Below are 20,330 nucleotides of genomic sequence, written 5' to 3'. Positions count from 1 at the left end.
CCTATCGTGGCTCCCGAGAGCACCCGCATCGAACGCCCAATGGGCCACGAACGGACCGCCGACCGCAGGTCGATGTTCCGATTGCTCGGGACAGGAGGGAATTATTGACGAAATCGGTGTTTTTCGTGTGTGAAGCGTATGCACGGACGATTCCGTGGGTTCGAACGGCAAGATTGGCAGCCACAAAAACCCTTTTACAAAAAGAATATAACTGCGGCAATCGATTGTGTGGATATGTCAGCGAGGTGGCTCCGCCCGTGAGCACGTTACAGCACGACCCGGGAGAGCGCATCGAGGTACTCGACGAGGAGGGACAGGTACGCGACGGCGCGACGGTGCCCGACATCGACGACGAGCTGCTCGTCGCGATGTACCGCGAGATGCGGCTGGTGCGCCACTTCGACCAGCGTGCCGTCTCGCTCCAACGACAGGGCCGCATCGGCACCTACCCGCCGCTGTCGGGCCAGGAAGGTGCACAGGTGGGAAGCGCCCACGCGCTCGCCGATGAGGACTGGCTCTTTCCGAGCTATCGCGAACACGGCGCGTCGCTCATCAAGGGGTTCTCGCTCGAACGAACATTGCTCTACTGGATGGGCCACGAGGTGGGATATGACGAAGAGGACGCCAATATCTTCACGCCCGCGGTACCGATTGCGAGCCAACTCCCCCACGCGGTCGGCGCGGCGTGGGCCTCCAAATTGAAGGGCGAGAACAAGGCCTTCCTGTGCTACTTCGGCGACGGCGCGACAAGCGAGGGCGATTTCCACGAAGCGATGAATTTCGCCGGGGTGTTCGACACCCCAACCATCTTCTTCTGTAACAACAACCAGTGGGCGATTTCCGTGCCCAGAGAGCGCCAGACCGCGAGCGAAACGCTCGCTCAGAAGGCCGACGCCTACGGGTTCGAGGGGATTCAGGTCGACGGGATGGACCCGCTCGCGGTCTATCGCGCGACGAAGAAGGCCGTCGAGAAGGCCAGAGACCCCGACGGGGACGAGAAGCGGCCGACGATGATAGAGGCCGTCCAGTACCGCTTCGGTGCCCACACGACCGCCGACGACCCATCGGTCTATCGGGAGGACGACGAGGTCGAGGAGTGGAAGCGAAAGGACCCGATTCCGCGGCTGGAGGCGTATCTCGAAAGTCAGGGACTGCTCGACGACGAGCGTATCGACGCCATCGAGGAGGGGATCGAGACCGAGGTGGCCGACGCCATCGACGCCGCCGAGTCCCACGAGCGACCCGACCCCGAGGAGATGTTCGCGGACGTCTACGCCGAGATGCCCAAACGGCTCGACCAGCAGCTACAGTATCTCAGACGCCTGCGTGAGGACCACGGCGACGAGGAACTCCTCGAATGAGCACGACAGAACAGCAGGAGAACGGAGAGACACAGAGCCTGACGCTCGTCCAAGCCGTCCGCGACGGGCTGGCCGGCGAGATGGAGAGGGACGACGACGTGCTCGTGCTGGGCGAGGACGTCGGCAAGAATGGAGGCGTTTTCCGAGCGACACAGGGGCTGTACGACGAGTTCGGCGCAAACCGGGTCATCGACACGCCGCTGGCCGAATCGGGCATCATCGGGACGTCCATCGGCATGGCCGCCTACGGGATGAAACCCGTCCCCGAAATCCAGTTTCAGGGGTTCATCTATCCGGGTTTCGACCAGATCGTCTCGCATGCGGCGCGACTCAGGAACCGCTCGCGCGGCCGGTTCACCTGTTCGATGGTGATTCGCGCACCCTACGGCGGCGGCATCCGTGCGCCGGAACACCACTCCGAGTCCAAGGAGGCGTTTTTCGTCCACGAAGCGGGGTTGAAGGTCGTGATTCCGAGCACACCCTACGACACGAAGGGGCTGCTCGCCGCCGCGATTCGCGACCCCGACCCCGTGCTCTTTCTCGAACCGAAGCTCATCTACCGTGCCTTCAGGGAAGAAGTGCCCAACGAGTCCTATACTGTTCCGCTCGGCGAGGCCGCCGTCCGTCGGGAAGGAAGCGATATATCGGTGTTCACGTGGGGCGCGATGACCCGTCCGACGATGGACGCGGCCGAGACGCTCGCCGAGGAGGGCATCGACTGCGAGGTCGTGGATTTGCGCACGCTCTCGCCGCTCGACGACGAGGCAATCGTGGAATCGTTCAAGAAAACGGGCCGGGCGGCGGTCGTCCACGAGGCACCCAAGACTGGAGGCTTGGCCGGCGAGATCACCGCCACGATTCAGGAGGAGGCTCTCATGTATCAGGAAGCACCGATAACGCGCGTCACGGGCTTCGATACGCCGTTCCCGCTGTACGCGCTCGAAGACTACTACCTGCCCGAAGCCGCCCGCATCGAAGGGGGCATCCGGGAGGCCGCGGAGTTCTGAATGGTCCGCGAGTTCGAACTCCCGGACGTGGGCGAGGGCGTCGCCGAGGGAGAAATCGTCGAGTGGCTGGTCGAGGAGGGCGACACGGTCGAAGAGGACCAACCTGTCGCCGAGGTCGAAACCGACAAGGCAGTCGTGGAGGTCCCCTCTCCGGTGAACGGCAGCGTGCAGGAAATCCACGCCGCAGCGGGCGAGATGGTGCCGGTCGGCACCGTGATAATCACCTTCGCCGAGGAAGGCGATACCGAAACCGAGGCAGCGACCTCTGGGGAGCCGGCGGAAACGGATGCCGCGGAGGCGGACACATCGGCGACTGAAGCGGAGACGACGGACGAGGAGACGTCGACGGCGAGCGGGCGCGTCTTCGCCGCGCCGAGCGCGCGGCGGCTGGCGCGCGAACTCGGCGTCGATATCGATACTGTCGACGGCTCCGGTCCCGGCGGCCGGGTGAGCGAGCGCGACGTGCGTGCGGCTGCCGAAGGCGGGACGGACGAAACGGGTGGCGACGGGAGCGACGACTCGCCGGAGCCGGCCGTCACGAGCATCGGGAACGACGAATCCACCGGGGACGGCATACCATCGCCGGCGAGCGGGTCGGTAGCGAGCGAGTCGGCCGCCGACCGCGACCGCACGCTCGCCGCGCCCGCGACGCGGAAACTGGCCGAGGACGCTGGCGTCGATATCGATGCCGTACCGACCGGCGAGGAGCGCAACGGCGAGGCGTTCGTCACGCCAGCGGCCGTCGAGTCCTACGCCGAAGCCCAGCAGGCCGCCCAAGACGCCGACCGGGAGGCGCTCGCCGAGTCGGGCGAGGAGGAGCGGATTCCCTACCGGGGCGTGCGCCGGACCATCGGCCAGCAGATGGCGCGCTCGAAGTACACCGCTCCCCACGTGACCCACCACGACGAGGTCGATGTCACCGAACTGGTCGAGGCACGGGCGGAACTCAAGGAAGTGGCCGACGAGCGCGGCATCGGTCTCTCGTACATGCCGTTCGTCATGAAGGCCTGTGTGGCCGCACTCCGGGAGTTCCCGATGGTCAACGCCATGCTCGACGAGGACAGCGAGGAAATCGTCCAGAAGAAGTACTACAACATCGGCGTGGCGACCGCGACCGATGCCGGGCTAATGGTGCCCGTCATCGAGAACGCCGACGGGAAGAATATGCTCCAGTTGGCCTCGGAGATGAACGAACTGGTCGAAAAGGCCCGCGAGCGTTCGATTTCCCGAGAGGAGATGCAGGGCGGGACCTTCACCATCACCAACGTCGGGGCCATCGGCGGCGAGTACGCCACGCCCATCGTCAACCACCCGGAAGTGGCGATCCTCGCGCTCGGAGCCATCAAGGAGAAACCCAGAGTCGTGGATGGGGAGGTCGTTCCGCGGCAGGTGATGACGCTCTCGCTCTCTATCGACCACCGCGTCATCGACGGGGCCATCGCAGCGCAGTTCACCAACCGCGTCGAGGAGTTCCTGCAAAACCCACAACGGCTGCTGCTGGAAGTGTAGCTGGCCGCAGGACCCCACTCATTTTTCACGCCCGCGCGTCTGCGTTCGGTATGGTCGTCGGAGACGTCACGACAGGGACCGAGGTACTGATTATCGGCGCGGGACCCGGTGGGTACGTCGCCGCCATCCGCGCCGGACAGCTCGATTTGGACGTCACGCTCGTCGAGAAAGAGGCCTACGGCGGGACCTGCCTGAATCACGGCTGCATCCCCTCGAAAGCGCTCATCTCGGCGACCGACGTCGCCCACGAGGCCAGCGCGGCCGAGGAGATGGGCATCCACGCCGACCCCGCCGTCGACCTCGCGGGGATGGTGAGCTGGAAGGACGACGTCGTGGACCAGCTCACGGGCGGCGTCGAGAAGCTCTGCAAGGCCAACGGCGTGAATCTCGTCGAGGGGCGCGCGGAGTTCGCCGGCGAGAATACGGTGCGAGTCGCCCACGACGGCGAGGGACAGGGTTCGGAAACCATCGAGTTCGAGCACGCAATCGTCGCCACCGGCTCGCGCCCGGTCGAAATTCCGAACTTCGAATTCGACGGCGAGCACGTCATCTCCTCGCGCGAAGCGCTCGCGCTCGATGCGGTCCCGGAGAGTCTCGTCGTGGTGGGTGCGGGCTACATCGGGATGGAACTCTCGACCGTGTTCGCCAAACTCGGGGCCGACGTCACCGTGGTGGAGATGCTCGATTCGGTACTGCCGGCCTACGAAGAGGACGTCGCGCGCGTCGTCAAGAGCCGTGCCGAGGAGTTGGGCATCGACTTTCACTTCGGCGAGGGCGCGAGCGAGTGGGAGGAGTCCGGGGACGGCATCACCGTCAAAACCGAAAACGACGAGGGTGAGGTCTCGGAGTTCGGCGCGGAGAAGGCACTCGTCGCGGTCGGGCGCGAACCCGTCACGGATACGCTCGACCTCGATGCCGTGGGTCTCGACCCCAGTAATGGGGGCTTCCTCGAAACTGACGACCGCGCACGGACCGACATCGAGAGCATCTTCGCCGTGGGCGACGTCGCCGGCGAGCCGATGCTCGCACACAAGGGAATGAAGGAGGGCGAGGTCGCCGCCGAGGTCATCGCCGGCGAACCGTCGGCGCTCGACTATCAAACCGTGCCTGCGGCCGTGTTCACCGACCCCGAAATCGGCACGGTGGGGATGACCGAGAGCGAGGCCGAGGAAGCCGGGTTCTCCCCTGTGGTCGGCGAGATGCCGATGCAGGCCAGCGGGCGCGCGCTCACGCTGGGCGAGACCGACGGGTTCGTCCGCGTGGTCGCCGACGACGATGCCGGGTTCGTCCTCGGTGCACAGATCGTCGCGCCGGAGGCTTCCGAGATGATCGCCGAATTCGGATTGGCCATCGAGATGGGCGCAACACTGGAAGACATCGCGGCGACCATCCACACCCATCCCACCCTCGGCGAGACGGTGAAGGAGGCCGTCGAGAACGCACACGGCAGGGCGATTCACACGCTGAATCGGTGAGCGAACGTCACGGGTTCGCGTGACTCCGAAAATCGAGCAACCACGACGTCCGCCGGGTTTTTGTTCGGGTAGCCACAATGTGGCGTATGAGCGGCTCCGAGGAGGACATCGAAGAACTGCGCAAGCAGAAGCTCGAACAGCTCAAAGAACAGCAGCAGGGTGGCGGACAGAACGAGGAGGCCAGACAAGCTCAACAAGAACAGGCCGAGGCCCAGAAGTCGGCCGTGCTCCGGCAGAACCTCACCGACGGCGCGCGACAGCGGCTCAACTCGGTGAAGATGTCCAAACCCGACTTCGGCGAGCAGGTCGAACAGCAGGTGTTCGCGCTCGCCCGCAGCGGGCGGCTCGGTGACCAGATCGACGAAGAGCAGATGAAACAGCTCCTGCAGGAACTCAAACCCGACCAGAAAAGTTTCGACATCAAGCATCGGTAACACAGTAGGGGCTCACGGCACGAACGCGGTCGTTTCGCTCGCACAGTACGTATTCCGTAAGGGTAAACACCGCATACCGCCACCGAACGGTATGTACGACCGCATCAAGGGCTTCCGTGATTTCTACCCCGGCACGATGAGCGCGCGTCGGGCGGTCATCGACGACATCGAAGGGGTCGCCCGGCGCTACGGTTTCCGCGAAATCGGGACGCCGGCGCTCGAACGCACGGAGATGTACGCCGACAAGAGCGGCGAGGAGATCGTCGAGGAGCTGTACAATTTCACCGACCACGGCGGGCGCGAGGTGGCGATGACGCCCGAACTCACTCCAACTGTCGCGCGGATGGTCGTCGAAAAACAGCAGGAACTCGCCAAACCAATCAAGTGGGTCTCGACGCGACCGTTCTGGCGCTACGAGGCGGTCCAGCAGGGTCGCTTTCGGGAGTTCTATCAGACGAATGTCGACGTCTTCGGGTCGGGAGAGCCAATCGCCGACGCCGAAGTCCTCGCCTACGCCGCCGACGCGCTCACCGAACTCGGTCTCACGGGCGCGGACTTCGAGTTCCGCGTGAGCCACCGCGACATTCTGGGTGGGCTGTTGGAGTCGTTCGATGCGAGCGTTGACACCGAAGCGGCCATCCGTGCGGTCGACAAACGCGACAAGCTCGCCGTCGGCGAGTACCACGCGCTGCTTGCCGATGCGGGCCTCTCGGAAGCACAGGCCGAGGCGTTCGACGAGTTGCTCGAAACCGAGGAGGAGAATCTGGACGAACTCGTGGCATTCGCCGACACCGAACGCGTCGAAAACGCGGTCGGGAACCTCCAGGACGTACTCGACGTGACTGCGGACCTCGGCGCGCGCGAGTATTGTACGCTCTCGCTCGACACCGCACGCGGCCTCGATTACTACACTGGGGTGGTCTTCGAGTGTTTCGACACCACCGGCGAGGTGAGTCGGTCGGTGTTCGGCGGTGGTCGCTACGACGACCTCATCGAGGGATTCGGCGGCCAGTCGACGCCGGCGGTCGGCGTCGCGCTCGGGCTGGCACCCCTCTCGCTGCTCTGTGAGCGCGCCGGCGTCTGGCCCGAAGAAACCACCGCGACCGACTACTACGTGCTCCAAGTGGGCGACACCCGTGAGACGGCTGCTCGCATCACCCGCGACCTGCGCGAGCGTGGCCACGTCGTCGAGACCGACGTCGCCGACCGGAGCTTCGGCGCACAGTTGGAGTACGCCGATTCCATCGGTGCCGAAATAACTGTGATCGTCGGCGAACAGGACCTCGCCGAGGAGCAGGTCACGCTGAAGGAGATGGACTCGGGCGAGCAGCGACAGGTGCCGGTCGCGGAGTTCCCCGAGGAGTGAGCGGCTAATCCTGTGGCGTCGGAGCCGAGGCGGCAGGTGATTCGGCGTCGACGGCAACCGTCTCGTGGACCTGCGTGTAGACGAGGACGAAACCGAGGGCGGCGAGCGCCGCGCCGAAGGCGAACGGCGTGACGTAGCCAAAGCGGACGAGAAATCCCGACGCCAGCGGGCCGATGGCGGTACCGAGACCGAACGACATCGTGAGCACCGACAACTGTGTCCCCGATGCGCCCCTGCTCGCGAGGTCGCCCGCGAGCGCGAGCGCCGGCGCGAACACGAGCGCGCCCGCGACACCCTGTGCGGAGCGGGCGAGAATCATTTGCCACGGCGCGACCACGAGCCCCTGCACGAGCGTGGCCGGTACGAGCAACACCAGCCCGACGAGGATGAACGGTTTGCGGCCGTACTTATCGCTCGCGCGGCCGATGGGGGCCTGAAGGAGCACCTGCATCAGGATGAACGCGGAGAACTCGATGCCGAACAGCTGTGCACCCTGTCCGAGACGGGCGTTGACCTGCGGTTCGATGGCCGACAGCAGGGCGATGCCGATGGCCATGAACAGCGAGGCGACCCCGAGGGTGAACACGGGGTCGAGCAGTCCATCCGAATCGTGGTCGAGCACCGCAATCGAGGTGTCCTCGTCGTCTGGCGAGCGCTCGATGTCAGGGTCGTGGACGAGCAGCGTGACGAGCACGATGCTCACTATCGCCGAGACGGTGGCAATGTAGAAGGCCGCCTCGAAGCCCGTTATCGACAGTCCGAAGAGCGAGTACGGACCGCCACCGACGACCGAGCCAGCGACGATGGGACCGGTCCCGAATCCCAGAAGACGGAAGGTGTTGAAGGTACCCATGTTCCCGCCACGGGAGGAATCGTCGGCGAGTTCGTTGACCAGCGCAATCGTCGCGACGATGGTCAGCGACGCGCCGATGCCCTGTGCGGCTCGGATGGCGAGCAGCATCCAGTAGCTCGATGCCAGCGAGTACGTGAAGTTCGCCACCGCGAGCAGTGCCAACCCGCCGAGGACGAACACCTTTCGCTTGCCGAGTCTGTCCGAGAGGCGGCCAGCGAAGGGCTGGAGCGCGCTGTTGAAGAAGCCAAACGCCGAGAGGATGAGGCCCGTGAGCAGCGAGACGCCGAGACCGCCCGCCCCGCCCTCGATGGTGCCGCTGGCGATATAGAGGGGGAGGACGACGATGAGAAAGGAGTTGCCCACCGCGTCGGCCATCCGGGCGATGGCGAGCGCGAGCACCTCGCGGTTGACCCCGAGATACTCGTTGATGGCGTTCACTGCCGACCCGCGCGTTCGGACCGCGCTGCTCCAACGGACGGCCGTCTCGGTTCTCTGTGTCGAATCAGTTCGGAAAACATCTATCTGACTAAACGGTCAGTCCCGTGCGCGTATGAATCCTTCGGCCAAGCATGCTTCGGTGGAGCGAAGGCCATCGGGACGAAATCGAGGCCGATGCGTGCGTTCCGGCTCGCCTACGATGGCCGTCCGTACTACGGCTTTCAGCGCCAGCCCACGGTCCCGACGGTCGAGGGGGCGGTGTTCGATGCCCTCCGTGAGCTGAGCGTATTCGATAAGAACGGCGAAAAGCCACCGGGCTACGCCGCCGCGGGCCGAACCGATAGGGGCGTGTCGGCGGTCGCCCAAACCGTCGGCTTCGAGTCGCCAGCGTGGCTCACGCCGCGGGCGCTCAACGGCGAACTCCCGGAAACGGTTCGCGCGTGGGCACACGCCGACGCCGAGGAATTTCACGCCACCCACGACGCCGCCTCGCGCGAATACACCTACCATCTTCACGCCCCGGAAGCGGATGTCGAGCGGGCGAACGCAGCATTGGCACGGCTCTCCGGCGAACACGATTTCCATAACCTCACGCCAGACAATTACAACACCGTCCGCAGGCTCGGCGGCGACAGCGAGCGCGACGGCGATTTTCTGGTCGTGACGCTCCGCGCTGGCGGCTTCTCGCGCCAGCTCGTCCGCCGCATCGTCACGCTCCTCCATTCGGTGGCGACCGGCGAGACCGCGCCCTCGAAAATCGACCGCGTGCTCTCCGGAGAAGTGCTCTCGGGACCGGACGGCATCGCTCCCGCGCCGGCCGCGCCGCTCGTCCTTACTGGCGTTTCCTATCCCGACCTCGACTTTCGAGTCGATGACGAAGCCGCCGCGAGCGCGCAGGAACTGTTCGAAAGCGTACGTACCGAGGCTGCAACACGAGCACGGGTCGCTGGCGAGATCGAGCAACGGATCGAGTAAAAGAGAGTTACTGGACGTCGTGGCGGGCGGGTTCGTCGGCGCTCGCACTATCGAGGGTCGTCCCACACCACTGGCAGAAACTCAGTCCCTCCTCGACCGGCCGGCCACAGTCGGGACAGACCGCCATCCCTGCGCCGGCGCTCCGCACGCGGAGGAGGTAGTTGTTGACGACCGCGAGCCGGTAGGCGTCGAGCACGCTGAGCAGCGAGACCGCGAGCAGCGGCGCGGCGTCGAGCCACGCGAACGAGTGCCCCGAAACGAGCGCATCGAGCGTCGCGTCGGGGACGAACGTGCTCGAAAGCATCGTGAGGCCGACCCAGCCGAGCGCCCGGAGCCACCGCCGGAGGTAGAGATGGCCGAATGCGGGCGCGATGGCCGACAGCAGCGCGGCGAGCCACGGTCGTTTGCGCGAACGAGTCTGCGCCATACCTTGACTGAACAGTTATTCATTATTCAGTCTTTCGCTCCGGATGGTCGCACCGCCGGTTTGAGAAAGTTTACCCCGCTTCGTCGCCGTATTCTCCCCATGAGTTCGGTTCCCGAACGGAGCGACATCGACACCGAGTACACGTGGGACTTGACGAACCTCTATGCCACCGACGAGGACTGGGAGGCGGCCTACGAGGAGGTCGAGGAACTCGTTGGAGACCTCGAAGCCTACGAGGGGCAAGCGACCGAGGACGGCGAAACCTTGCTGGCGACGCTCGAAACGCGCGAGGAGCTGTTCAGAGAGCTCTCGAACGTCATTTCGTACGCGCGGATGCGCCGTGACGAGGACACCACCGACCAGCAGTATCAGGCGCTCACCGCGCGGGCGCAATCGCTGGCGACCGACGCATCGAGCGCGGCGAGTTTCATCGACCCCGCGCTTCAGGACTGCACGCACGAGGAGCTGGAGGCGATGACCGAGGAGGAGCCAGCACTCGAAACGTACGAGCACTACTTCGACGACGTGTTGCGGATGAAGCCACACACTCGCTCGGCCGAAATCGAGGCACTGCTGGCTGACCTCGGCGAGGTCACCGGTGCGGCGAGCGAGGTCTACGACATGCTCACGAACGCCGACATGGAGTTTCCCGTCGTTGAAGACCCCGACGGCGAGGCGGTCGAAATCTCGCTGAGCAACTTCACGAAGCTCCAGAAACGCCCCGACCGCGAGTTCCGGCGGGACGTGTACGAGCAGTTCTACGACGAGTGGGAGACGGTGCGCAACGCGGTCGGGACGGCCCACCGCAACAGCGTCAAGGCCGACGTGAAACTCGCCGAAGCGCGCCACTACGACACCGCGCGCGAGGCCGCCCTCGACGGTGCGAATATCCCAATCGAAGTCTATGACACGCTGGTCGACACCGTGCGGGGGAACCTCGATGTCCTGAACCGCCACGCCGACCTCAAACGCGAGCGCCTCGGCGTCGACGAGCTACGGATGTGGGACCTCTACATGCCGATGGTCGACTCCGAGAGCCCCGAAGTGCCCTACGAGGACGCCAAAGCGCACGTCACGGACGCGGTCGCGCCGCTGGGCGAGGAATATCAGGAGAAACTCAGCGAGGGTCTCGACTCCCGCTGGGTCGATGTCTACGAGAATCAGGGCAAGCAGTCGGGGGCGTACTCCGGCGGGACCTACGATTCACAGCCATATATTTTGATGAACTATCAGGACGACATCGCCTCGATGTACACCCTCGCCCACGAACTCGGCCACTCGCTACATTCCGAACTGGCGAGCGAGGCCCAGCCCTATATCTACGGGGACTACGAGATTTTCGTCGCCGAAATCGCTTCCACAGTCAATGAAGCGCTCCTGACCCAGCACCTGCTCGATACCGTCGAGGACGAGTCCTTCCGCCGGCACGTCCTCAACGAGTACCTCGAACGCTTCCGCGCGACGCTCGTCCGCCAGACGATGTTCGCCGAATTCGAACTCGAAACCCACGAACTCACCGAGGCTGGCGAGGCGCTCACGCCCGACCGCCTCGACGACATCTATGGAGGACTCAAGAGCGATTATTATCGAAACGCGGCCATCGACGACCGCATTTCCCGCGAGTGGATGCGGATTCCACACTTCTATCGGCCCTTTTACGTCTATCAGTACGCGACCGGGATTTCGGCGGCGGTCGCACTCGCCGAACGCATCCGCGAGGAGGGCGAAGACGCCGCGAAGCCCTATCGGGACTTCCTCGCCTCCGGGTCACATGGCTATCCAATCGAACTGCTCTGCGAGGCGGGCGTCGACATGACCACCGCAGACCCCATCGAGGCGGCGTTTGGGGCCTACGACGACGCCCTGACCGAGTTCGCTGAGGTGGCATAAAGACCCCGAACCCAAAACCACTTTTAACGCAGAGACGCTATTAGGGGTGACGAATGTCCCACAGTCCCTCCCTCCCAGACCGACCGCGGCTCGACCTCGACCCCGAACTGAGCGACGACGAGCGCCTCGATGCGCTCGCCGAGCACCTCGAAAGCATCTCCGAGGTCCACGACGAACTCGCTGACCGGCTTGAGGAGGCCGAGACCGAACGCGAGGAGCTATCGGCGGAAACCGAGAAGCTTCAGCGCGAGAACGAGGCGCTCAAGACCTCCTCGCTGTACGTCGCCACCGTCGAGGAACTCACCGACGAGGGGGCAATCGTCAGACAGCACGGCAACAACCAGGAAGTCCTCACCGAGATTTCGCCGGGACTCGCCGACGACCTCGAAAGCGGCGACCGCGTCGCGGTCAACGATTCGTTCAGCGTCCAGCGCCCGCTCGACAGCGAGACCGACGTGCGCGCACAGGCGATGCAGGTGGAGAACCGACCGGCGGTGAGCTACGCCGACATCGGCGGTATCGACGACCAGATTCGCGAGGTCAGGGAAGCCGTCGAGATGCCGCTGGTCGACCCCGAACGGTTCGATACTGTTGGTATCGAGCCACCGACCGGCGTGCTGCTGCACGGTCCGCCCGGCACAGGTAAAACGATGCTCGCCAAAGCCGTCGCCAACGAGACCGATGCGACCTTCATCAAGATGGCCGGCTCCGAACTCGTTCGCAAGTTCATCGGCGAGGGCGCGCGCCTCGTCCGCGATCTCTTCGAGTTGGCGAGCGAACACGAACCCGCCGTCATCTTCATCGACGAGATCGACGCCGTCGCCTCCGAACGAACGGACTCGAAGACCTCCGGCGACGCCGAGGTCCAGCGGACGATGATGCAGCTGCTCAACGAGATGGACGGCTTCGAGGAGCGCGGCGACGTCTCCATCATCGCCGCGACGAACCGCTTCGACATGCTCGACAGGGCCATCCTCCGGCCGGGTCGCTTCGACCGCCTCATCGAGGTGCCCAAACCCGCTGCCGAGGGCCGCGAGAAGATATTCGCCATCCACACCCGTGGGATGAACCTCGCCGAGGACGTCGAGTTCGACGCACTCGCGGCAATGGCCGACGACTTCAGCGGTGCGGAGATCGAAAGCCTGACGACCGAGGCCGGGATGTTCGCCGTCCGCGACGACCGCCGCGAGGTGCGGATGAGCGATTTCGAGGACGCCTTCGCGAAGATCACCGAGGACGACACCGCCGCCGACCCCGTGGCGTTCCTCTGAGAAACCGGAACGCTCACCCGCCGATAATCACTTTTTCCGGTTATGCAGATTCGAGTCGTCACCGGCACCGGTACCGGCCCGACGGCGGTCGCGGCCTACGACGCCGCGCTGGCCGCTGCGGGCGTCCACAACTACAACATCACTACCGTGTCGTCGGTGATTCCCGACGACAGCACCGTCGATGTCCTCGACAGTGCTCCGGACCTCGGCCCGGTCGGCGAGCGTCTCACCGTCGTCGAGGCGCGCACCACGAGCAGGGAGGGCGAGGACGCGGCGGCCGGTCTCGGCTGGACGACGACCGCAGGGGGTCGCGGACTGTTCTACGAGGCGACCGGCACCGACCCCGAAACCGTCCGCGAGCGCGTGGCAGCCGGTCTGGAGTCCGGGCGTGCGCTCCGCGAGTGGCCGTTCGCGGACGAGCGCATCGTGACCGCACACACGACAGCCGAGGGACCGTACGCGACGGCGGTCGTCCTCGGCATCTACGGCGATAGCGAGCCGATATAGCGCGCCCGTCACCGTCGATGCGGCTCGGCGGACGAGGCTGGGTGTCGATAGCGGGAGGCTTTTGAGTGCGTCGCCCCTAACCGTCGATGTCTTTCTCATGAACGATAGCACACCGATGGGAGCGAGCATCAACACGGCGGACGCGGACCTCTCGGTCGAGCAGCGCCGCGCGTTGCAGGCCGGTCTCGACACCGTGGCCGCCCGAACTCGTGAATATCTCCCCGACGAGTACGTCGTCGGCGCGCAGATAATCGCCGGCACGGACGGCCCGCAGGGCACGATTGCGGTTCAACCGCCGGTCGGCGCGGCCGTCAGCGCCGGCTTCACGCCCGACTTCGAGGACCTGAACGAAGGTATCGCCGAAGAGGACAGGACCGAGGTCGCCAGACAGCTCGCCGCAAGCGCTGCCCTTCAGGTGAAGCAGGCGGTCTCGGACGGCATCACGCCGGTCGCCCGCTGACTCACAGGGACTGTTGTGATTCCATACCGCCATGGCGAAAGAACGGTTCGTGAAACCCAAGCTCGTCAGTCAACGATCTTGCGAAGACACTCACAGCAGTCCCATCAGACGCAGCCGTTCGGCGGGTCGTAAAAGAGCGCGTAGCCGACTATGCCGAGCGCCGGCAACGTGCCGATGGCGAGCGCCACCGACACCGACAGCGCCGAGAGCACGCCGGCCGCCCAGCCTGCGAGCAGGAGGGCGGGCAAGGTGGTGAGCAGGAGGTCGGCGGGCGCGACCGTCGGCCGGCGCTCGCGGACGGTTTCGACGACCGAATCCCCGTCGTCGGATTGACGTGAACGGTTCATCGTGTCCCGAACGACGACCGCCGGGTAATTAAATATTATTACTGGGTGCGCGCTGGCTCATTTCCCCCAGAAGGGGTCGCGCTGGCGCTGTTTGTCGAGATACACATGTAAGGCTTCGAGTTCGTCGGCCGGGATGTCCTCGGTGAGTTCCTGTTCGAGCACCTTGGCGTGCTTTTCGGGAATCTCCGACCAGAGTTCGTCGCCCTCCTCGATTTGGCGGCCCACCGTCGGGCCGTCGATGGCGACGCTGACGCGCTCGCCCGCGCGAGCCTGTGCGACGTCCTCGCCCTGCTCTTGAATCCCTTTGACCTGCCCGCGGCGCTCGGGTTCGTTGCCCTCGAAGTTCACGACGTTCGCGTTGCGTTTCAGCGTCCCCGTCATGACCTCGACACCGACCACCGCGGGGTCGTTCTGGCGGAAGGTGTGGTCGGGCAGCAGCCGGAAGCGGGCGGGCCGGGAGATATTTTCGAGGATGGTGTCCTGCTGGCTGCGCTCGCGCTCTTCGATGAACTCCTCGTACTCCTCGACCAGCCGATAGATGACGTCGCTCTCGAAGACGCGGACGCCGCTCTCGTCGGCCTGTGCTTCGGCGTTGTCGAGGACGTCCACCGCAAAGGCCAGAATCGTCTCGTGGTGCTCCTCGGCGGCGGTGCTCGCCACCGTGACGTCGCGCGGCGCGACGTCGCCGACCTCCGCGCGGACGATGGGGATTTCGGCCTCTTCGAGCGCGTTCGCGACCGCCTCCAGACTCCCCAGCGTGTCGGCTTTGACCACGACACCCTCCTCCTCGGTGGTGACGCCGATGGCCGCGAGTTCCTCTCGGACCTCTTCGAGGACCTCCTCGCGCGAGCGGTCACGAACGACACGAACGGGCGCGCCGGCCATCGCGTCGTCGAGGTCGGGCGCGGCGATCTTGAGACCGGCCGCCGCGCTCACCGCATCGACCTGCTCGAACCGCTTTTCCGTTCGTATCTCGGCGAGCGGCCGCGGCTGGAGCAGCGCGCGCACGTCGGTCACGATTGGGTCGCCCATGCCACCGACCACTATCGTGTCGTCGGCGCGCACCGTGCCGTCATACAGCACCACGTCGATGGCGGTGCCGAATCCCTTCTGCTCTTTGACCTCCAACACCGTGCCAGCGCCCGGTCCCTCGCTATCGATTGCCATCGCGTCCTTGAGATAGCGCTGTGAGAGACCCATGAGGACTGTGAGCACGTCTGGAATCCCCTCGCCAGTCTCGGCGCTCGTCGGCACGACGCCGACGTTGTTGGCGAAATTCTGCACGCGCCAGTACATGTCCGCCGAGAAGTCGTGTTCGGACAGTTCGCCGATGAGTTCGTACAGTCGTTCGTCGAGCGTCTCGCGCGCGCGGTCGGACTGGGCGTCGTAGCTCCCCTGAATCGGGCTGTTTTCCTGTGGATTCCAGCCCGGCACGGTGTCGATCTTGTTCGCCGCCACCACGAAGGGGGTTTCCGTCCGCCGAAGGATGTCGATGGCCTCGATGGTCTGGGGCTGGAAGCCATCGTTCACGTCGACGACGAGCACGGCGATGTCCGCGAGCGCACCCCCGCGGGAGCGCAGTGTCGAAAAGGAGTGATGGCCGGGTGTGTCGATGAACAGGAGTCCAGGAAGGTCGAAATCCGTCGGGTCGACGAGGCTGCCCGCAAGCTCCGAGACCGTTTCGAGGGGGACGGCGGTCGCACCGATGTGCTGGGTTATCGCGCCCGCCTCGCCCTCCGTCACGGTGGAGCCACGAATCCGGTCCAAGAGGGTCGTCTTGCCGTGGTCGACGTGGCCGAGAACGGCGACGATTGGCGTGCGAAGCGTGGCTGTGTCGCCTGCGGCATCCGCGTCCGTGTGTGTATCCGACATGGCATTCACCCGAGAAAGGTCGTTATCGTCCGGAAGCGGCCACGACAGTTAAGCGCGTCGTCACGCGGGACGAAAACCGGTCGCTGTGTCCGTCCCTCCGTGGTGTTTATAACGGCCGGCCACAGTAGGGCGGGTATGCCGGACGTACTCGCACGGAAGCTCATCGACAAGGCCGTCATCGGCTCCGATGGAACGGAACTGGGCACGCTCTCGACGCTGACGATGAACCCCGAAACCGGACAGTTGGGCGACCTGCTCATCACGCCACGCAGCGAGACCACTGAACAGGTCGACCTCGAACGCGACGACAAGGGAAGATACGCCGTCGCCATCGGTCGCGTGCAGGCGGTCAAAGACCACATCGTCGTCGACCGCTGATGGAGATCCTCGACGCCTCGGCGTTCATCAACGAGTACGACGCCGGCAATGACATTGCGACCGTGCCAGCCGTCGAGAACGAACTCGATGGCGAGAGTTCCTACCGCTTCGACGCCCTCGAAGGGGCAGGGATGTACATCCATGTGCCAGAGGAGGCCGTCGTCGGCCGCATCGAGCGCGCCGCGAGCGAGAGCGGGGACAGGGACGAACTTTCAGGGACCGACATCGAACTCCTCGCGGCGGCCTTCGAACTCGATGCGAAGTTAGTAACCGACGACTACGCCATGCAAAACGTCGCCGAGCGCCTCGATATCCACGTGGAGTTCATCGCCCGCGAGGGCATCACCGAGCAACGTGACTGGGACTTCCAGTGTCAGGGCTGTGGTCGTACCTTCGACGAGAACAAGGAGCGCTGTCCGATCTGTGGCAGCGACCTCACCCGGAAGAACCCCTCATAACGTGGGCAAAAATCCCAGACTGCTCGTCTCGACGAGATAGAGCTGGACGAACAGGACGGCGTTGTACGCACCGTGGACGAGAATTGGAACCAGCAGGTTGTCGGTGTATTCGTAGAGCGCGCCGAGGACGATTCCGAGCACGAACGTCGAGACGACGTAGCCCCAGACCCCGCCCGCGCCGCTTGCGGCGACGATGGCCGTGACGTGGGCGAGCCCGAACAGCGCGCTCGACCCGATAACGGCCCCCACCGGCGAGAGCACGCGTCGGAGGACGCCCTGAACGCCGCCGCGGAACAGTACCTCCTCGCCCGGCCCGGTCGCAAGAAACGAGAGGACGACCAGATACAGCGCGAGCGTCGGGTCCGCGCGCACGGCGTCGACCACGCGGTTGGTTCCGGGCGCGAGACCGAACTGCTGGAGCACGAGTCCAACGGCTTGCGAGGCGATAAGCAGAACGACGAAGCCGGCGACGACCCAGCCGGCGTCCCGGAGAGTTCGACGAAGCCTCGACAGCGAGGGCCATCGGATATCGAGCAATCGGGGATGGTCGCCGTAGCGCATGTAACCGAGCACGACGAGGACGAACGCGATGCCCTGCACGAGCGTCGAGGCGGCGGTGCCAACGGCGCTCCGGAGACTCGTGTCGATGACCGAGAAGACGATGACGAGGGGTATCGAGAGCAGGTTTGCGAGTAGAAATCCCCCGGCGGCAAGTCCGAGCGCGACAGAGAAGGCAAGCAGGTAGTCACGCCAGTCGCGTCCGCCGGCATCGGCGTGTTCGGCTGCCATTGCGTGCGGGCATTCGTCGCCGGTTCGTCATACGTCCTCCGCTTTTCGAGCGCTACTCGACGACGAGTCGGGTCTTCTCGGCGACGGCTTCGCTTTCCTCGTTGTCCTCGCCGACCAGCCCGCGGGCCGCGCGCTTGCCCCACTCGACGGCCGGCTGGGTGAACGTCTCGATTCCATACAACTCGCCCGCAAGTACGCAGGCGGTCTCCATCGTGTAGAGCAGCTCGCCGATACCTGCCTCGTCCACCCTGTCGAGTTCGATGCGCACGGAGGGACGGCCGGCCTCGGCGAGGCTTGCCTCGGTGGCTTCGAACTCGGCATCGAGGAGTTCGCCCAGTCCTGTGTCGCCGAGAGAGGTGAGGTCCGCGTGGTCGGTCTCGGGGACGCGGATTTCTGCGCGCTCGCGTGGGCGGACGAGCGTGACGAGCGTGTTTCGGGGACCCGCGCGATAGCGCTGGAGCTGTGAGTGCTGGTCGGTCGCGCCGAGCGCCCTCGTCGGGAGCTGCCCCAGCCCATCCTTACCGAGGCTCTCGGCCCATAACTGTGCAAACCACTCGGCGAACGATTCGAGCGATTCGGCGTAGGGCATCATCGCGTTGACCGCCGCGCCACGCATGTCGAGCGCATAGGCCACAGTTCCATAGGCGTAGGCTGGCGTCTCGAAGAGCGAGGGCGAGAGGTCCGCCGCGCGCGCCCCGCCGTCGAGAATCGCCGCAATGTCGTGGCCGCGGATGGCCGCCGGGGCCAGACCCACGGGTGAGAGCGCCGAAAAACGACCGGGGACGCCCGCCGGAACGGCGAGTGTGGGCAGGTCGTGGCGGTCGGCCAACTCGTGCAGCGGGCCGGAATCGCCCGTTATCGTTACTACCTGTTCGGTCCAGTCGACGCCCGCCTCGGTGAACGCCTCCCGAACCACCAGAAAGTTCGCCAGCGTCTCGGCGGTGGTGCCGGACCGCGAGACGACCGTCACGGCCGTCTCGGCAAGCGGGAGTAGCGAGAGCACTTCCGATACGTGGTCGGGGTCGACGTTGTCGAGCGTCAGAATTCGTGAGTCACCGAGCGCCTCGGCGATGGTGGCCGCGCCGAGCGCGCTCCCGCCGATGCCGACGACGAGCACGTACGCCGCATCGCTCACGGGAGCGACAGTTTCGGTGATGTCGTCGGCGTCGGTCGTCGCGGGGAGGTTCAGCGCGGCGTAGCCGAACTCGTCACCGTGTCGTCCGCGCTCGATACGGTCGTGGGCGCGCGCCACCCGCTCGTCGAGGCGCTCAAGTGCGTCACGGGAGACGCCGGGCGAGGCCTCGGCGGCGAGGGCGTTGCCGATGTCGATTCGCATATCACTCCTGACGGGGCCGTCCCCAAATCGTTGCCGACCACGGCGTTTAATCGCCCCGTCGCCCTCCGGAGAAATATGACCGAGGCGAGCGTCGAGGAACCGGACGGGGCGAACGGACCGGACGAGGAGGCCTACGCCGGACTGTTCGGGGCGATCCCGTACGCGCTCGGGTCGAGCCGGTCGTGGCTGTTCAAATCGTACGTCGTCGTCGGCGGGCTCGTGGCGCTGGTCGTGACGGTTTTGATAGCGCTCGCGCTCGTCACGCTCGTCTCGCGGACGGCGACCGCGGGCGGTGGGTCGCTGACGCTCTCGCGGGCGTTTTTCGTGCTCGTCGGATTGGCCGTCGTCGGCCCGCTGCTCGCGCCCATCCTGTTCGTCGCGCGCCGCCACCGGCGCGTCGGCGACGAGAAGCGCTACGACGCGAGCCTCGCGCTCGCGGGCTACCTCTTCTTCGCCGCGCTCTATGTCGGAGTGGTGATCACGATACCGGCAGCCCAACAGCAGCCAGTGAGTGGTGCACTCGCGGGAGTGGTCGCGTTTCTCTACGCACTGCCGGGGATTTGGGGATTGGTCCCGCCGGTCGCTGCTGCCGTGGATATTTATCTGACACATCGGTTGCTGCGTTGAGCGACACGGCGAACTGAAAGAGCCAATCGTGCCGCGCTCGAAGGGAAGGTATGGAAACCGAGAGCACGTTTCTGGTCACCCACGCCGACGACGAGTCGGCGGTGCTGCACGACACGGCCGACGGACAGGTCCACACGCTCGCCACGAATCCCGGTCTCGATGCGGGCGACGCCGTCGAGGGAACGATTGCACCCGCCGGCTCGCTCGAACTCGCGTGGGAACTCACCGACTGCGACGAGCGGCGCTCGCTATCGACCGAACACAGCGAGGAGCCGCCGACGACGCAGGAACGCGAACTCGCCGAAGCACAGGAAACCGGCGAGCTGTCGACCCGCGAGCGCGCCGGCATCGGCGAGATTCACGTGCTCACAGTGCCGAGCGAGCGCGTCGACGAGACCGCCGAGGACGTCCTCGACGACGAGGCGACGCTCGTGCGCGCGGCACGGCTCGGCGTGAACCGGGTCGAAGTCCGTTCGGACGCGGAGGCGGGCGTCGTCGCGGTGCGGTATCTGCCGTGAGCGGGCGTCGTTCCGGCAGCCGCCGACCGGTC

General features: G+C 65.5%; 21 protein-coding genes. 15 read left to right on the top strand and 6 right to left on the bottom strand.

Features of this window, described 5'->3' with window-relative positions; all coding sequences use genetic code 11:
- Nucleotides 1–257 precede the first annotated feature (257 nt).
- The 6 genes from pdhA to hisS all read left to right on the top strand — a co-directional run bounded on the left by pdhA (nt 258) and on the right by hisS (nt 7,152).
- Nucleotides 258–1,361, top strand: a complete 1,104-nt coding sequence (gene pdhA, locus ACQUQO_RS01890; RefSeq protein WP_435076249.1) for a pyruvate dehydrogenase (acetyl-transferring) E1 component subunit alpha — start codon at nt 258–260, stop codon at nt 1,359–1,361.
- Nucleotides 1,358–2,368 carry an alpha-ketoacid dehydrogenase subunit beta gene (locus ACQUQO_RS01885; protein WP_435076248.1) on the top strand — a complete coding sequence of 337 codons (1,011 nt, stop codon included), beginning with the start codon at nt 1,358–1,360 and terminating at the stop codon, nt 2,366–2,368. The genes pdhA and ACQUQO_RS01885 overlap by 4 nt, the downstream gene beginning before the upstream one ends.
- The gene (locus tag ACQUQO_RS01880; protein ID WP_435076247.1) at nt 2,369–3,877 is read left to right on the top strand and encodes a dihydrolipoamide acetyltransferase family protein; all 1,509 of its coding nucleotides are present in this window, start codon (nt 2,369–2,371) and stop codon (nt 3,875–3,877) included. It abuts the gene before it with no gap.
- A gap of 50 nt (nt 3,878–3,927) precedes the next feature.
- Nucleotides 3,928–5,352 (top strand): dihydrolipoyl dehydrogenase, encoded by a 1,425-nt coding sequence (gene lpdA, locus ACQUQO_RS01875; protein ID WP_435076246.1) that lies wholly within the window; start codon nt 3,928–3,930, stop codon nt 5,350–5,352.
- Between the two features lie 86 nt (nt 5,353–5,438).
- Nucleotides 5,439–5,786, top strand: coding sequence for a DNA-binding protein (locus ACQUQO_RS01870; RefSeq protein WP_435076245.1), 348 nt, complete (start codon nt 5,439–5,441; stop codon nt 5,784–5,786).
- Between the two features lie 91 nt (nt 5,787–5,877).
- Nucleotides 5,878–7,152, top strand: coding sequence for a histidine--tRNA ligase (hisS, locus tag ACQUQO_RS01865; RefSeq protein ID WP_435076244.1), 1,275 nt, complete (start codon nt 5,878–5,880; stop codon nt 7,150–7,152).
- A 4-nt stretch (nt 7,153–7,156) separates the two neighbouring features.
- Here the strand turns inward: hisS and ACQUQO_RS01860 are convergent, their stop codons facing one another.
- Nucleotides 7,157–8,443: an MFS transporter gene (locus tag ACQUQO_RS01860; RefSeq protein WP_435076243.1), complete on the bottom strand. Its 1,287-nt coding sequence runs from the start codon at nt 8,441–8,443 to the stop codon at nt 7,157–7,159.
- Between the two features lie 174 nt (nt 8,444–8,617).
- Between ACQUQO_RS01860 and truA the strand changes: the two genes are divergently transcribed.
- A complete protein-coding gene (gene truA / locus ACQUQO_RS01855) occupies nt 8,618–9,418 on the top strand; it encodes a tRNA pseudouridine(38-40) synthase TruA (protein WP_435076242.1) in 801 nt (266 codons plus the stop codon).
- Nucleotides 9,419–9,425: 7 nt separating this feature from the next.
- Here the strand turns inward: truA and ACQUQO_RS01850 are convergent, their stop codons facing one another.
- Nucleotides 9,426–9,845 carry a DUF7575 domain-containing protein gene (locus ACQUQO_RS01850; RefSeq protein WP_435076241.1) on the bottom strand — a complete coding sequence of 140 codons (420 nt, stop codon included), beginning with the start codon at nt 9,843–9,845 and terminating at the stop codon, nt 9,426–9,428.
- Between the two features lie 99 nt (nt 9,846–9,944).
- On the opposite strand from ACQUQO_RS01850, the gene pepF reads away from it, so the two are divergent.
- The 4 genes from pepF to ACQUQO_RS01830 all read left to right on the top strand — a co-directional run bounded on the left by pepF (nt 9,945) and on the right by ACQUQO_RS01830 (nt 13,973).
- Nucleotides 9,945–11,735 (top strand): oligoendopeptidase F, encoded by a 1,791-nt coding sequence (pepF, locus tag ACQUQO_RS01845; protein ID WP_435076240.1) that lies wholly within the window; start codon nt 9,945–9,947, stop codon nt 11,733–11,735.
- 53 nt (nt 11,736–11,788) lie between these two features.
- Nucleotides 11,789–13,006, top strand: coding sequence for a proteasome-activating nucleotidase Pan2 (pan2, locus tag ACQUQO_RS01840; protein WP_435076239.1), 1,218 nt, complete (start codon nt 11,789–11,791; stop codon nt 13,004–13,006).
- 42 nt (nt 13,007–13,048) lie between these two features.
- A complete protein-coding gene (locus ACQUQO_RS01835; RefSeq protein ID WP_435076238.1) occupies nt 13,049–13,513 on the top strand; it encodes a pyruvoyl-dependent arginine decarboxylase in 465 nt (154 codons plus the stop codon).
- 115 nt (nt 13,514–13,628) lie between these two features.
- Nucleotides 13,629–13,973: a DUF5811 family protein gene (locus ACQUQO_RS01830; RefSeq protein ID WP_435076450.1), complete on the top strand. Its 345-nt coding sequence runs from the start codon at nt 13,629–13,631 to the stop codon at nt 13,971–13,973.
- 104 nt (nt 13,974–14,077) lie between these two features.
- On the opposite strand, the gene ACQUQO_RS01825 is transcribed toward ACQUQO_RS01830, so the two are convergent.
- Together ACQUQO_RS01825 and infB are read right to left on the bottom strand one after the other, a co-directional pair.
- On the bottom strand, nt 14,078–14,320 hold the full coding sequence (locus ACQUQO_RS01825) for a hypothetical protein (protein WP_435076237.1): 243 nt from the start codon (nt 14,318–14,320) through the stop codon (nt 14,078–14,080).
- Nucleotides 14,321–14,377: 57 nt separating this feature from the next.
- Nucleotides 14,378–16,192 (bottom strand): translation initiation factor IF-2, encoded by a 1,815-nt coding sequence (gene infB, locus ACQUQO_RS01820; protein WP_435076236.1) that lies wholly within the window; start codon nt 16,190–16,192, stop codon nt 14,378–14,380.
- 135 nt (nt 16,193–16,327) lie between these two features.
- Between infB and ACQUQO_RS01815 the strand changes: the two genes are divergently transcribed.
- Both ACQUQO_RS01815 and ACQUQO_RS01810 read left to right on the top strand, forming a co-directional pair.
- Entirely contained in the window at nt 16,328–16,570 is a 243-nt protein-coding gene (locus ACQUQO_RS01815) for a PRC-barrel domain-containing protein (protein ID WP_435076235.1), read from the top strand.
- Nucleotides 16,570–17,028 (top strand): NOB1 family endonuclease, encoded by a 459-nt coding sequence (locus ACQUQO_RS01810; RefSeq protein ID WP_435076234.1) that lies wholly within the window; start codon nt 16,570–16,572, stop codon nt 17,026–17,028. Before ACQUQO_RS01815 ends, ACQUQO_RS01810 begins: the two co-directional genes overlap by 1 nt.
- Here the strand turns inward: ACQUQO_RS01810 and ACQUQO_RS01805 are convergent.
- Entirely contained in the window at nt 17,023–17,817 is a 795-nt protein-coding gene (locus ACQUQO_RS01805) for a CPBP family intramembrane glutamic endopeptidase (protein WP_435076233.1), read from the bottom strand. The genes ACQUQO_RS01810 and ACQUQO_RS01805 overlap by 6 nt on opposite strands.
- Before the next feature lie 52 nt (nt 17,818–17,869).
- Nucleotides 17,870–19,153, bottom strand: coding sequence for a glucose-6-phosphate isomerase (locus ACQUQO_RS01800; RefSeq protein WP_435076232.1), 1,284 nt, complete (start codon nt 19,151–19,153; stop codon nt 17,870–17,872).
- A 75-nt stretch (nt 19,154–19,228) separates the two neighbouring features.
- Here ACQUQO_RS01800 and ACQUQO_RS01795 point away from each other — a divergent pair, with 75 nt between their 5' ends.
- On the top strand, nt 19,229–19,780 hold the full coding sequence (locus ACQUQO_RS01795) for a hypothetical protein (RefSeq protein WP_435076231.1): 552 nt from the start codon (nt 19,229–19,231) through the stop codon (nt 19,778–19,780).
- A 50-nt stretch (nt 19,781–19,830) separates the two neighbouring features.
- Nucleotides 19,831–20,298 (top strand): DUF5812 family protein, encoded by a 468-nt coding sequence (locus ACQUQO_RS01790; protein WP_435076230.1) that lies wholly within the window; start codon nt 19,831–19,833, stop codon nt 20,296–20,298.
- Nucleotides 20,299–20,330: the final 32 nt, after the last annotated feature.

The sequence above is a fragment of the Halococcus sp. AFM35 genome, assembly GCF_051195015.1.
In the GTDB taxonomy this organism is placed as follows: domain Archaea; phylum Halobacteriota; class Halobacteria; order Halobacteriales; family Halococcaceae; genus Halococcus.
This window is presented reverse-complemented; position numbering and strand designations above follow the sequence as displayed.